This window comes from Erwinia sp. QL-Z3, from assembly GCF_004551645.1.
Taxonomy (GTDB): Bacteria; Pseudomonadota; Gammaproteobacteria; order Enterobacterales; family Enterobacteriaceae; genus Erwinia; species Erwinia billingiae.
The window spans coordinates 3,968,340-3,981,509 of sequence record NZ_CP037950.1 but is presented as its reverse complement, the minus strand read 5'-3'; the positions used below and the strand labels follow the sequence as shown (position 1 = coordinate 3,981,509).

Annotated in this window: 10 protein-coding genes; 8 read left to right on the top strand and 2 right to left on the bottom strand. The window is 51.4% G+C overall.

The window, feature by feature from the left end; all coding sequences use genetic code 11:
* Window positions 1-197: 197 nt before the first annotated feature.
* Window positions 198-1,247, top strand: coding sequence for a protease SohB (gene sohB, locus E2F51_RS19025; RefSeq protein WP_013202388.1), 1,050 nt, complete (start codon window positions 198-200; stop codon window positions 1,245-1,247).
* 29 nt (window positions 1,248-1,276) lie between these two features.
* Here sohB and E2F51_RS19020 read toward each other — a convergent pair whose 3' ends face one another.
* On the bottom strand, window positions 1,277-1,522 hold the full coding sequence (locus E2F51_RS19020) for a YciN family protein (protein WP_013202387.1): 246 nt from the start codon (window positions 1,520-1,522) through the stop codon (window positions 1,277-1,279).
* 408 nt (window positions 1,523-1,930) lie between these two features.
* On the opposite strand from E2F51_RS19020, the gene topA reads away from it, so the two are divergent.
* The 4 genes from topA (at window position 1,931) to acnA (ending at window position 9,810) form a co-directional block, all read left to right on the top strand.
* The gene (gene topA, locus E2F51_RS19015; protein WP_134824261.1) at window positions 1,931-4,615 is read left to right on the top strand and encodes a type I DNA topoisomerase; all 2,685 of its coding nucleotides are present in this window, start codon (window positions 1,931-1,933) and stop codon (window positions 4,613-4,615) included.
* A gap of 209 nt (window positions 4,616-4,824) precedes the next feature.
* Window positions 4,825-5,799: an HTH-type transcriptional regulator CysB gene (gene cysB, locus E2F51_RS19010; RefSeq protein WP_053142852.1), complete on the top strand. Its 975-nt coding sequence runs from the start codon at window positions 4,825-4,827 to the stop codon at window positions 5,797-5,799.
* 504 nt (window positions 5,800-6,303) lie between these two features.
* Window positions 6,304-6,462, top strand: a complete 159-nt coding sequence (locus E2F51_RS19005; RefSeq protein ID WP_013202384.1) for a YmiA family putative membrane protein — start codon at window positions 6,304-6,306, stop codon at window positions 6,460-6,462.
* A gap of 663 nt (window positions 6,463-7,125) precedes the next feature.
* The gene (acnA, locus tag E2F51_RS19000; RefSeq protein ID WP_134824260.1) at window positions 7,126-9,810 is read left to right on the top strand and encodes an aconitate hydratase AcnA; all 2,685 of its coding nucleotides are present in this window, start codon (window positions 7,126-7,128) and stop codon (window positions 9,808-9,810) included.
* A gap of 68 nt (window positions 9,811-9,878) precedes the next feature.
* Here the strand turns inward: acnA and ribA are convergent, their stop codons facing one another.
* Window positions 9,879-10,472, bottom strand: coding sequence for a GTP cyclohydrolase II (ribA, locus tag E2F51_RS18995; protein WP_013202380.1), 594 nt, complete (start codon window positions 10,470-10,472; stop codon window positions 9,879-9,881).
* A gap of 230 nt (window positions 10,473-10,702) precedes the next feature.
* On the opposite strand from ribA, the gene pgpB reads away from it, so the two are divergent.
* The 3 genes from pgpB to lapB all read left to right on the top strand — a co-directional run bounded on the left by pgpB (window position 10,703) and on the right by lapB (window position 13,092).
* Complete coding sequence (pgpB, locus tag E2F51_RS18990; RefSeq protein ID WP_134824259.1) at window positions 10,703-11,464, top strand: phosphatidylglycerophosphatase B; 762 nt, start codon at window positions 10,703-10,705, stop codon at window positions 11,462-11,464.
* Window positions 11,465-11,607: 143 nt separating this feature from the next.
* On the top strand, window positions 11,608-11,916 hold the full coding sequence (locus E2F51_RS18985) for a LapA family protein (protein ID WP_134824258.1): 309 nt from the start codon (window positions 11,608-11,610) through the stop codon (window positions 11,914-11,916).
* A 6-nt stretch (window positions 11,917-11,922) separates the two neighbouring features.
* Window positions 11,923-13,092 (top strand): lipopolysaccharide assembly protein LapB, encoded by a 1,170-nt coding sequence (gene lapB, locus E2F51_RS18980; protein WP_013202377.1) that lies wholly within the window; start codon window positions 11,923-11,925, stop codon window positions 13,090-13,092.
* Window positions 13,093-13,170 lie beyond the last annotated feature (78 nt).

Below are 13,170 nucleotides of genomic sequence, written 5' to 3'. Positions count from 1 at the left end.
GTGATGGATCGCGCTGGCAGCTTCGCTGCTAAGCCATTGCCCGCAATAGATAATGTGCTTTATGCCCTAAATTGGTGAGCAGTTCAATCTTCAATAAGGGTAAAAGCGTGCGGCAGGAAGGGGATTCGGGCGACTCCTGGCCGTGACTCGGCTACAATAGCTGCTGATATAATACGATGTTAAATAAGGCGGAATGAGTGGATTTACTCTCTTATTATGGGCTTTTTCTGGCCAAAACGGTCACCGTAGTGGTTGCTATCGCAGCAATTGCCATTCTGATCACTAACCTGGCGATGCGCAAGCGTGCTCAGGGCGGGCAGTTAAAGCTGACTCACCTGGGTGAAAACTACCAGGAAATGAAAGATGACATGATGCTGGCAAAAATGAAGCATCAGGATCAAAAACTGTGGCACAAAGAGCAAAAGAAGAAGGATAAACAGGAAGCAAAAGCCGCCAAACAACGGGCGAAGCAGGGCCTGAAAAGCGAGAGTACTAAGCCTACGCTGTACGTGCTGGATTTCAAAGGCAGCATGGATGCCCATGAAGTCAGCTCGCTGCGTGAAGAAGTCTCTGCCGTAATGGCGGTGGCGAAACCGCAGGACGAAGTGCTGCTGCGTCTGGAAAGCCCGGGCGGCGTTGTACATGGTTACGGTCTGGCGTCTTCACAGCTTCAGCGCCTGCGGGATAAAGGTATTCGCCTGACCGTCGCCGTAGACAAAGTTGCCGCCAGCGGTGGTTATATGATGGCGTGTGTGGCCGATCGTATCGTTGCGGCGCCATTCTCCATTGTCGGTTCGATTGGGGTGGTGGCGCAAATCCCTAACTTCAATCGCTTACTGAAGCGCAATGAAATTGATGTAGAGCTGCACACGGCTGGCGAGTACAAGCGCACGCTGACGTTGTTTGGTGAGAACACGGAACAGGGGCGTGAGAAATTCCGTGAAGATCTGAATGAAACGCATCTGCTGTTCAAACAGTTTGTGCATCAGATGCGTCCTTCTCTGGATATCGACAGCGTTGCCACCGGCGAACACTGGTTCGGTACTCAGGCACTTGAGAAAGGGCTGGTTGATGCCATCGGCACCAGTGATGATTTGATTATCGATCAGATGGCCAATCATGAGGTGATTTCCGTTCGGTTCACCCGTCGTAAGAAAATGATCGACCGTTTTACCCAGAGTGCCGCCGGTAGCGCAGAACGTCTGCTGCTGCGTCTCTGGCAGCGTGGTGAAAAACCCCTGCTGTAAAAGACACTGCGCCCGCTCAGCGGGCGCGGTTAAGCGATCCGGTACAGGGGAGAGAGCTCAACCGCCAGATACTTGAACACGTTAAACACCACCGTACTTTTCTCGCCAGGTAATCCCTGTTCATCTAAAAAGTAGTCGCCGCGAAATATCAGCACGTCCCCTTTCTGTTCCACATCGGTCGCCACTAATCCTGGGAAGACATCCTTATGCCCGGCAATCAGCTCATTGGCAATCACCAGCAGGGCGGGACGATCTATCGTCTGGGTCTGATTCACGTTTTCTCTCCTTTATAGTAGGCGTGTGCGTAAGAGTATATTACGTCCGCGCTTAACAATTCCACATGCTTTATAGGTGTATGCGCCAGCCGACTCTTTTTAGCCGACTTTCTGGCGTAAATCGCGGGCAGATGCTAATTAAGTTGCGTATCGAATTTTATCAGGTACAGTGTGGGCGTTTCGGGTTCCGGGCGTAAAACTAGCTTTACGCAATGTTTGAAATGCACAGAACAGGTTGTAAAAAGTGTCGTTAATCAGCAGGTTGGCTTCTTAAGCAGGGAGCATCAACAGAGCAGAAAGCGTCGGGTTGAAAATTATTTCCCCGGTCGCCATATCGTTAACGCGTCTCGCTTGCTCTGGCAAACGGCACATTTTACTCTCGGATGTTTTAATCAGGTAAAGGTAAATATGGGCAAAGCTCTCGTAATAGTTGAGTCCCCGGCAAAAGCCAAAACGATCAATAAATATCTTGGAAATGACTACGTGGTGAAGTCCAGCGTCGGTCATATCCGGGATTTGCCGACCAGTGGATCAACAGTTAAAAAGAGCGCTGACTCTACAACCAGTAAACCAGCAAAAAAAGTCAAAAAGGACGAGAAAGCGGCGCTTGTCAGCCGCATGGGCGTCGATCCTTTTCATGGTTGGGAAGCGGATTACCAAATCCTTCCTGGCAAAGAGAAAGTGGTTGCAGAGCTGAAGGCTCTGGCCGAAAACGCTGACCACATCTATCTCGCAACGGACCTTGACCGCGAAGGGGAAGCCATTGCCTGGCACCTGCGGGAAGTGATCGGTGGCGATGACTCACGCTTCAGCCGCGTGGTGTTTAACGAAATCACCAAGAATGCGATTCGTCAGGCGTTTGAAAAGCCGGGTGAACTGAATATTGACCGTGTGAATGCGCAACAGGCACGCCGGTTTATGGACCGCGTAGTGGGCTATATGGTTTCCCCGCTGCTGTGGAAAAAAATTGCCCGTGGACTGTCTGCCGGCCGCGTCCAGTCTGTGGCCGTGCGTCTGGTGGTTGAGCGTGAGCGCGAAATTAAAGCGTTCACCCCAGAAGAATACTGGGAACTGCACGCCGACCTGAACACGCCGAAAGGCACCGGTCTGCCGATGGAAGTCACGCATCAGCATGACAAGCCATTCCGCCCGGTCAACGGCGAGCAGACCCATGCTGCGGTTAGTCTGCTGGAAAAAGCCCGCTATGTGGTGGCCGATCGTGAAGATAAGCCAACCAGCAGCAAGCCAGGCGCGCCGTTTATCACCTCCACGCTGCAACAGGCGGCAAGTACCCGTTTGGGTTACGGCGTGAAGAAAACCATGATGATGGCACAGCGTTTGTATGAAGCGGGTCACATCACTTACATGCGTACTGATTCAACGAATTTGAGCCAGGATGCGGTTAGCATGGTTCGCGGCTACATTGAAACTGAGTTTGGCGCGAAGTACCTGCCGAAAGCCGCCAATGTGTACAGCAGCAAAGAAAACTCGCAGGAAGCGCACGAAGCGATTCGTCCTTCTGATGTGGCTATTCAGTCCGAGCAGTTGAAGGATATGGAAGCCGATGCGCAGAAATTATATCAGCTGATCTGGCGCCAGTTTGTCGCCTGTCAGATGATGCCAGCGCAGTATGACTCCACCACGCTGACCGTGGCGGCTGGAGACTTCAAACTGAAGGCCAAAGGCCGTACGCTGCGTTTTGATGGCTGGACGGCGGTGATGCCTGCGCTGCGTAAAGGCGATGAAGACCGGACCTTACCACCGGTTGAAGTGGGCGAAGAGCTGAAGCTGCAACAGCTGAAGCCAAGTCAGCACTTCACCAAGCCACCGGCTCGCTTCAGCGAAGCGTCGCTGGTGCGCGAGCTGGAAAAACGCGGTATCGGTCGTCCTTCTACCTATGCGTCGATTATCTCGACCATTCAGGATCGTGGTTACGTCCGCGTTGAGAGCCGTCGTTTCTATGCGGAGAAAATGGGTGAAATCGTTACCGATCGTCTGGAAGCTAACTTCCGCGAGCTGATGAACTACGATTTTACCGCGCATATGGAAGACAACCTCGATAAGGTTGCGAATAACGAAGCGCAGTGGAAAGGCGTGCTGGATCAGTTCTTTGCTGACTTCAGCCAGCAGCTGGAAAAAGCGGATAAGGATCCTGAAGAGGGCGGCATGCAGCCGAACCAGATGATCCTGACCTCGATCGACTGCCCGACCTGTAACCGCAAAATGGGTATCCGTACCGCAAGTACCGGTGTGTTCCTCGGCTGTTCAGGTTATGCATTACCACCCAAAGAGCGTTGTAAGCAGACCATCAACTTAATCCCTGAGAATGAAGTGCTGAATATTCTTGAGGGTGATGATGCTGAAACCAACGCGCTGCGTGCCCGTCATCGTTGCCAGAAGTGTGGCACTGCGATGGACAGCTATCTGATCGATAACCAGCGTAAGCTGCACGTCTGTGGTAACAATCCAGGCTGTGATGGTTACGAGATCGAACAGGGTGAATTCCGCATCAAGGGCTACGATGGCCCGATTGTTGAGTGCGAAAAATGTGGTTCTGAAATGCACCTGAAAATGGGACGTTTCGGTAAGTACATGGCCTGTACCAACGAGGAATGCAAAAACACCCGTAAGATCCTGCGTAATGGCGATGTTGCACCACCGAAAGAAGATCCGGTGCCGTTGCCAGAACTGATCTGTGAGAAGTCAGATGCGTATTTCGTGCTGCGTGACGGTGCTGCTGGCGTGTTCCTGGCCGCCAACACCTTCCCGAAATCACGTGAAACTCGTGCGCCGCTGGTGGAAGAGCTGCAACGCTTCCGCGATCGTCTGCCTGAAAAACTGAGCTACCTGGCCGATGCGCCGGTCAGCGATGAAGAAGGCAACAAAGCGGTCGTGCGTTTCAGCCGCAAAACCAAACAGCAGTACGTCAGTACCGAGAAAGACGGGAAGGCGACGGGTTGGTCAGCGTTTTACGTTGATGGCAAATGGGAAGTCGCCAGCAAAGCGACCGCGACCAAAGCCGCTCCGGTTAAAGCTGCCGCCAATAAAGCCACGGCCACCAAAGCCACTGCGAAAAAAGCGGCGAAGAAGTAATCTGATGGGCCAGCGCCAGCTGGCCCTTTCTTCCTCCACTGCGCCTTGCTGAGCTATACATCTCCCCTGATTTTGTTATAGTTGTTATAGATATCCCTTTCCTTATTATAAAATCGCATTAGACCGGACTCCCCACTGCTGCAGCGATGTTTTCACCGCTTTCTGCATGGACTTCGGCGCGTAGCTTCAAACCTCAGATGGAATGAAAAATGAAATTGCAGCAGCTGCGTTACATTGTTGAAGTGGTCAATCACAACCTGAACGTCTCCTCCACCGCAGAAGGGCTCTACACCTCTCAACCGGGCATCAGTAAGCAGGTGCGCATGCTGGAGGATGAGCTGGGGATCCAGATTTTTGCCCGCAGTGGCAAACACCTGACTCAGGTGACGCCGGCAGGGCAAGAAATTATCCGTATCGCCCGTGAAGTGCTGTCTAAAGTCGATGCCATTAAGTCTGTCGCCGGTGAGCATACCTGGCCTGATAAAGGTTCGCTGTATGTAGCCACCACGCACACCCAGGCACGCTATGCGCTGCCTAACGTAATTAAAGGCTTTATTGAACGCTATCCTCGCGTGTCGCTGCATATGCATCAGGGCTCGCCAACGCAGATTGCTGAAGCCGTTTCTAAAGGCAACGCGGACTTTGCGATTGCCACAGAAGCGCTGCATTTGTACGATGATTTGATCATGCTCCCTTGCTATCACTGGAACCGGGCGATAGTCGTTACCCCCGATCATCCGCTGGCGGGTAAGGCCAAAGTATCGATTGAAGAACTTGCAGAATACCCATTAGTCACCTATACGTTCGGATTTACGGGCCGTTCAGAACTGGACACTGCCTTTAACCGTGCAGGGCTGACGCCACGGATAGTCTTTACTGCCACCGATGCGGATGTGATTAAAACCTATGTACGCCTGGGACTGGGTGTTGGGGTGATTGCGAGCATGGCGGTCGATCCGGTTTCCGATCCTGACCTGGTAAGGATTGAAGCAACTGATGTATTTAGCTTCAGTACGACCAAAATCGGTTTCCGCCGCAGCACCTTCCTGCGCAGCTATATGTATGACTTTATCCAACGATTCGCACCGCACCTGACGCGCGATGTGGTTGATACTGCAGTAGGTTTACGCTCCAATGAAGACATTGAAGCGATGTTTAAAGACATTAAACTTCCTGCAAGATAATTTCCCCCGTGAATATTAGTGTTATGTCAAGGGCCGCTCATGCGGCCCTTTTTATTTCAATGGACCTTTAAATTGCTCTTAACGATTAACCCTTTTTATTCTTTTTACGTAAATGAAACATGTATCACATGTTTTCTGATTGTTATTCATTAAATGAGAATTGGTACACACTTTTGGTCGACGGACTTTGCGTCTGTCTAGGATGATTCTCATACTCTTGTTATAGAACAGCGGAGAAGGGCGGTTCTTAAGGGAAGGTAAAGAAAACTCTAGTTTTAAATGGATCTGAAAGCTGATGAGATCAATGTTATTTGGGTTAAGGCGTAATTAATTGACTTAAGTTTGATTAATCACAAAGGATATAGTTTTTCTTGTTTGATAAATGCCATTAATCGTTTTGTTCAATAAAAATTACTGGATTTCGCTCAGAATAATGTTTAGGATTCATCCTAATTTCTGATTGGTTCAAACAATCGTTTTCAATGAGAGTGATTATCAAAAACTATGAACACTAAATTAACAGTACAACCCGTTTTCGGTCATAAGACCATGAAAGTTCAGCGTAGCGCTAACATGAAACGCAAAGCCTGGCTGGCAGTATTCGCTGGTTCAGCGGTGTTTTGGATTGCAGCTGCATTCATGATTTGGCGTGTGTGGGGTTAACTATGCATCTTCAGACTTGCAATCAGAAGTCACAGCAAACCAGCAAGATGAAAGACCGCTTTTGCAAAGGCAAATCTTCCGATGAAGTCATTGTTCCAGAGTCATGGGGCCTGAGTGAATTGCAGCGCAGTTTTATAGATTCAATGATCGACAAGAAAACCAAATAATAATAAGCGTCTAATTCTTTCTTCGGCCAGTTGGCTGAAAATTATAATACAAATAGTTACCTACGTTGCAATTGGCCACCTAATCTGGCCGGGCACTTTACTGCCTGAATGATGGGAAAACCATCAAAAAAACGGTGAAATCATTCGCATTTAGCAATGGTTTATATGAAGTACGTTTTTAAGGTCGCAGAGACCTGGGGAGTGCAAATGAATTTAACTCAAATGACCTGGTTCAGTACCTGGACTTTTTCCGCCTTATTCTGGACAAGCGCCGTCTGGGCAGGATTATTGATGCATCTTTAATGCATACATAAACAAACGAATTTATATAGAAACGCCTCACTGGCTAGTACAGTGGGGCGTTTTTGTTTTTACCGGTTGTTTCCAATGTTGTCGTTTCGTGTTGTTATCAAAACGTTACCTTTCGTTTGTACTATCTTTAAATCAGACCCTGTAATAACTCAGGTTATGATTTGAGTTGAAAAAAGGAGGAGTAATGTCGTCGACCCTACATAATAAAGCCAGGACAACACTGGATGTTAAAGGCCAACGTTATAGCTACTACAGTTTGCCCCGCGTCGCGGAGCAACTGGGTGACCTGACACGTTTGCCTAAATCCCTGAAAGTCCTGATGGAAAACCTGCTTCGTTGGCAGGATGAAGACTCAGTCACTGAAGCCGATATCGTGGCGCTGGCCGGCTGGCTAAAACAGGCGCATGCCGATCGTGAAATTGCTTATCGTCCGGCGCGGGTGCTGATGCAGGACTTTACCGGCGTGCCGGCAGTCGTCGATCTGGCGGCGATGCGCGAGGCGGTTAAACGGCTGGGTGGCGATGTTGCCAAGGTGAATCCGTTATCGCCCGTCGATCTGGTGATTGACCACTCGGTCACCGTGGATCGCTTTGGTGACGACGATGCGTTTGAAGAAAACGTCCGGCTGGAGATGGAACGTAACCATGAGCGTTACGTTTTCTTACGCTGGGGGCAGAAAGCCTTTAATAAATTTAGCGTGGTTCCGCCAGGCACCGGAATTTGCCATCAGGTCAATCTGGAATATCTCGGCAAAGCGGTATGGCATGAGCAGCAAGATGGTGAAGAGCTTGCTTATCCAGATACCCTTGTGGGGACCGATTCCCACACCACAATGATCAATGCGCTGGGCGTTCTCGGTTGGGGCGTCGGTGGGATTGAGGCCGAAGCCGCAATGCTCGGCCAACCGGTCTCGATGCTGATCCCGGACGTGGTCGGCTTTAAGCTTACCGGCAAACTTAAACCCGGCATCACCGCCACTGACTTAGTGCTGACCGTTACGCAAATGCTGCGTAAACATGGGGTGGTAGGCAAATTCGTCGAGTTTTATGGCGACGGGCTGGACGACCTCCCGCTGGCTGACCGCGCGACCATTGCCAATATGGCGCCAGAATACGGTGCAACCTGTGGCTTCTTCCCGGTGGATGCGGTTACGCTGGGATATATGACCCTGACAGGCAGAAGTAGCGAACAGGTCTCGCTGGTTGAAGCCTATGCCAAAGCTCAGGGAATGTGGCGCAACCCTGGCGATGAACCGGTGTTCACCAGCTCGCTGGCGCTGGACATGAATGAAGTCGAAGCCAGTCTGGCCGGACCGAAACGTCCTCAGGATCGTGTGGCGCTGGGCGATGTGCCTAAAGCCTTCCAGGCCAGTAACGAGCTTGAAATCAATCAGTCGCAGAAACAGCACAAGGCCATTACCTATACCGACAGCAAAACCGGCCTGCAGCAAACGTTGAAAGACGGTGCTGTGGTTATCTCCGCCATCACCTCCTGTACCAATACCTCAAACCCAAGCGTATTAATGGCCGCCGGATTACTGGCGAAGAAAGCCGTTTCGCTGGGCCTGAAACGCCAGCCCTGGGCGAAAGCGTCCCTTGCGCCGGGTTCCAAAGTGGTTTCGGATTATCTCGCGACCGCAGGCTTAACAACCTATCTGGATCAGCTGGGTTTTAACCTTGTGGGCTATGGCTGTACCACCTGTATCGGTAACTCAGGCCCGCTGCCTGACGAAGTGGAAACCGCCATCAAACAGGGCGATTTGACCGTTGGCGCCGTATTGTCCGGCAACCGTAACTTCGAAGGTCGTATTCACCCTTATGTGAAAACGAACTGGCTGGCATCACCGCCATTAGTGGTGGCTTATGCGCTCGCCGGTAACATGAATATCAACCTGCAACAGGATCCCATCGGGCAAGATAAGGCCGGTAATCCGGTCTACCTGAAAGATATCTGGCCTTCGCCGGAAGAGATTGCCGAAGCTGTGCAGCTGGTGTCGACCGATATGTTCCATAAAGAGTACGCCGAGGTGTTTGAAGGCACGCCAGAATGGCAGCAAATCAAAGTCAGCGAAGCCGCGACCTATGACTGGGATGAAGGATCGACCTATATTCGCCTGTCACCGTTCTTTGATCATATGGGCAAAGTGCCCGATCCGGTTAAAGACATTAAAGGTGCGCGGATCCTGGCAATGCTGGGCGATTCGGTGACCACTGACCACATCTCTCCTGCGGGCAGTATCAAAGCGGAAAGTCCGGCAGGGCGCTATTTACTCGATCATGGCGTAGAACGTAACGACTTCAACTCCTACGGTTCGCGTCGTGGTAACCATGAAGTGATGATGCGCGGGACCTTCGCGAACATTCGTATTCGCAACGAAATGGTGCCGGGTGTGGAAGGTGGCGTAACCCGATTTGTGCCGGGTGATGAGCAGTTAGCCATTTACGATGCGGCGATGAAATATCAGCAGCAAGGTACGCCTCTGGCCGTCATCGCGGGTAAAGAGTACGGATCCGGCTCAAGTCGTGACTGGGCCGCCAAAGGACCGCGTTTGTTGGGTGTACGCGTGGTGATCTCTGAATCCTTCGAACGTATCCACCGATCCAACCTGATCGGTATGGGGATCCTGCCGCTGGAATTCCCGCAGGGCGTAACCCGTAAAACGTTGGGATTAACCGGCGACGAATGGATTGACGTGGAAAATCTGACGCAGCTTAAGCCTGGCGGAACGGTGAACGTGACGCTGACCTATGCTGATGGCCGCAAGGAAGTGCTGGAAACCCGCTGCCGCATCGATACCGGCAATGAACTGACCTATTACAAAAACGATGGCATTTTGCACTATGTCATCCGTAATATGCTGGACGCGTAGTCATCAAAAGCAATCTGAAATGAAAAAGGGCCGATCTCAGTCGGCCCTTTTTTTGTGCTAATCGCGGCTCAGTCTTTTGACAGCAGATGGCCCATTTTGGCCGCCTTGGTATCCAGATAGTGCGCGTTTTCGGGATTACGCCCGACGATCAGCGGGACGCGTTCAACGATGTTGATCCCGGCTTCGCTGAGGATCTCAACTTTCCGCGGATTATTGGTCAGCAGACGCACTTCGTTCACGCCTAACAGCTTGAACATATCGGCGCACAGGGTGAAGTCGCGTTCATCAGCAGCAAAGCCAAGCTGGTGGTTAGCTTCAACCGTGTCATAGCCTTTATCCTGCAAGGCATAGGCGCGGATCTTGTTTAGCAAACCAATATTGCGTCCTTCCTGACGATGGTAGAGCAGCACGCCCCGTCCTTCTTCGGCGATGTGGTTCAGTGCAGCTTCAAGCTGGAAGCCACAGTCACAGCGCAGGCTGAACAGCGCATCGCCGGTCAGACATTCAGAATGTACGCGAGCAAGTACCGCATCGCTGTTGGTAATATCTCCATAAACCAGTGCCACATGATCGTGACCGGTTGCCAGTTCTTCAAAACCAACCATCAGGAAATCTCCCCATGGCGTGGGCAGTTTGGCTTCTGCTACCCGTTTAAGCTGCATGTGACTCTCCAGAACCATCAAGTGTTGCGCTATCATCATGGTAGCGCGCTGTCAGCAAACTGACACAATTCATAACGCTTATTTTGCCACAATCAGGGCGAAGGCGGTTAACGAGTTAGAGCGATTGTAGTGATACCGCACAATTATCACCTTGTCAGTCAGTATGTTATTATTTTTTATCATAAACTTATCTTGTTTTGATCAAACACTTGGTTCGGTAAAGGATGACTATGAGAGAAATTGCGCTGCGCACCACATTGGGTGCACTGATATTGCTTATTATGCCAGCAGCCGTCTGGCTATCGGGTTGGCACTGGCAACCGGTTGAAATGGGCATCGGTTATAAAATGCTGTTCTGGTTGACCGAAACGGTGACCAGCCCGTGGGGAACGCTGACCAGTGCGGTGCTGTGTGGCTGGTTTTTATGGTGCCTGCGTTTTCGTTTCAAACCGGCACTCCTGTTGCTGGTGATTGTGATTTCGGCCATTCTGGTCGGGCAGTATGCCAAGAGCTTTATAAAGGAGCAGGTGCAGGAGCCTCGTCCTTATGTTCTGTGGCTTGAACACAGTAATGGGCTTGATGAAAAAACGTTCTACGAGCAGAAACGCCCGGAACGCAGCACGTTGGTGCGCAATGCACTGATCAACAATACGCAGCTGCCTGACTGGTTAAAGCAACATTGGGAATTTGAGACCGGTTATGCGTTTCCCTCAGGCCATACGATGTTTGCCGCCAGCTGGGCATTGCTGGGGATTGGGCTGCTCTGGCCGCGTCGCCGCATCGTCACGGTGGTGATATTAGTGGCGTGGGCCGTCGGTGTGATGGGCAGTCGACTGGTGCTGGGCATGCATTGGCCACAGGATCTGATTACCGCTACCGCGATCAGCTGGGCGCTGGTTACCCTGGCAACCTGGCTGGTGCAGCGCTATTGCGGACCGTTGACCGTGCCGCCGCAGGAAGAGCAGGAAATCGAGCAGCGCGATGCGGAGTGATTGAATTTCTGGCTTTTGTCCCCATAACTGAGGGATGTGCAGGAATTTTTCATGGTCTCCGCGTTTCCAGACGCATCGGACAAGCAACAGCGCTTTTTTTTTGGCATAATTCATCTGGTTAACACCAGACTATGGGATGGACTGTGAAATATTTGCTGATTTTTTTACTGGTATTGGTGATCTTTATCATCTCTATTACGCTTGGGGCGCACAACGATCAGGTTGTTTCATTCAACTACCTGTTAGCGCAGGGAGAATACCGCATATCCACGCTGCTGGCCGTACTGTTTGCCGTCGGATTCTTACTTGGTTGGGCTATTTGCGGTCTGTTCTGGCTGCGCGTACGTGTTTCACTGGGCCACACTCAGCGTAAATTAAAACGCCTTCAGCAACAGCTGGGGCAGGCAGAAGAGACCGTGACAGTGTCACAAGTCCCTGCCGTTAAGGAATAATCTCTTATGTTGGAACTGCTGTTTCTGTTATTACCTGTTGCCGCCGCCTACGGCTGGTATATGGGGCGCCGTAGTGCGCAACAGGACAAGCAACAGGAAGCAAGCCGCCTGTCACGCGATTATGTGGCGGGCGTTAACTTCCTGCTCTCCAATCAGCAGGACAAAGCGGTCGATCTGTTCCTTGATATGCTGAAAGAGGACAGTGGCACCGTTGAAGCGCACCTGACGTTAGGCAACCTTTTCCGCTCGCGTGGCGAAGTTGACCGCGCTATCCGTATCCACCAGGCATTAATGGAAAGTGCCTCACTCACTTACGATCAGCGCCTGTTAGCGGTACAACAGCTGGGCCGCGACTATATGGCCGCCGGCTTTTACGATCGTGCAGAAGAGATGTTCAGCCAGCTGGTAGATGAAACGGATTTCCGCGTGGGTGCCTTACAACAGCTGTTGATCATCCATCAGGCAACCAGCGACTGGCCTAAAGCGATTGAAGTGGCCGAGCGCCTGGTGAAGCTGGGCAAAGATAAGCAGCGGATGGAAATTGCGCATTTCTATTGCGAACTGGCCTTGCAGGCAATGGGCAGTGACGATCTCGATCGCGCAATGGGCCTGCTGCGGAAGGGTGAGTCAGCCGACCGGCAGAGCGCACGCGTGTCAATCATGATGGGCCGTATCCATATGGCCAAAGGCGAGTATGCCAAAGCCGTTGGGCACCTGCAGCGCGTGCTTGAGCAGGATAAAGAGCTAGTCAGTGAAACGCTGGAAATGCTGGAAACCTGTTATCAGCAGCTCGATCAGCCGAATGCCTGGGCAGAGTACCTCAAGCGTTGCGTGGAAGAGAATACCGGAGCGGCGGCAGAGCTGTACCTGTCTGATGTGATTGAACATGACGAGGGCGGGGAAGTGGCTCAGTTGTATATCAATCGTCAGCTTCAGCGCCATCCGACGATGCGGGTGTTCCATCGTTTGATGGATTATCACCTGCATGAAGCGGAAGATGGCAGGGCGAAAGAGAGCCTGATGGTGCTGCGTGATATGGTTGGCGAGCAAATCCGCACCAAGCCCCGTTATCGCTGCCACAAATGTGGCTTCACCGCCCATGCACTTTACTGGCATTGTCCTTCATGCCGTGCGTGGTCTTCGGTAAAACCTATTCGCGGTCTCGACGGCCAGTAACCCGTAATTGGGTCACTGGCCTGTTTTACACCCCAACTTTAGTTACAACATACTAAATAATATTATTAATAACATACC

Excerpts from the sequence above, each read along its gene's own strand:
- topA (WP_134824261.1), top strand. The coding sequence starts at position 1,931 with ATGGGCAAAGCTCTCGTAATAGTTGAGTCCCCGGCAAAAGCCAAAACG.
- cysB (WP_053142852.1), top strand. The coding sequence starts at position 4,825 with ATGAAATTGCAGCAGCTGCGTTACATTGTTGAAGTGGTCAATCACAAC.
- E2F51_RS19005 (WP_013202384.1), top strand. The coding sequence starts at position 6,304 with ATGAACACTAAATTAACAGTACAACCCGTTTTCGGTCATAAGACCATG.
- acnA (WP_134824260.1), top strand. The coding sequence starts at position 7,126 with ATGTCGTCGACCCTACATAATAAAGCCAGGACAACACTGGATGTTAAA.
- ribA (WP_013202380.1), bottom strand. The coding sequence starts at position 10,472 with ATGCAGCTTAAACGGGTAGCAGAAGCCAAACTGCCCACGCCATGGGGA.
- pgpB (WP_134824259.1), top strand. The coding sequence starts at position 10,703 with ATGAGAGAAATTGCGCTGCGCACCACATTGGGTGCACTGATATTGCTT.
- lapB (WP_013202377.1), top strand. The coding sequence starts at position 11,923 with ATGTTGGAACTGCTGTTTCTGTTATTACCTGTTGCCGCCGCCTACGGC.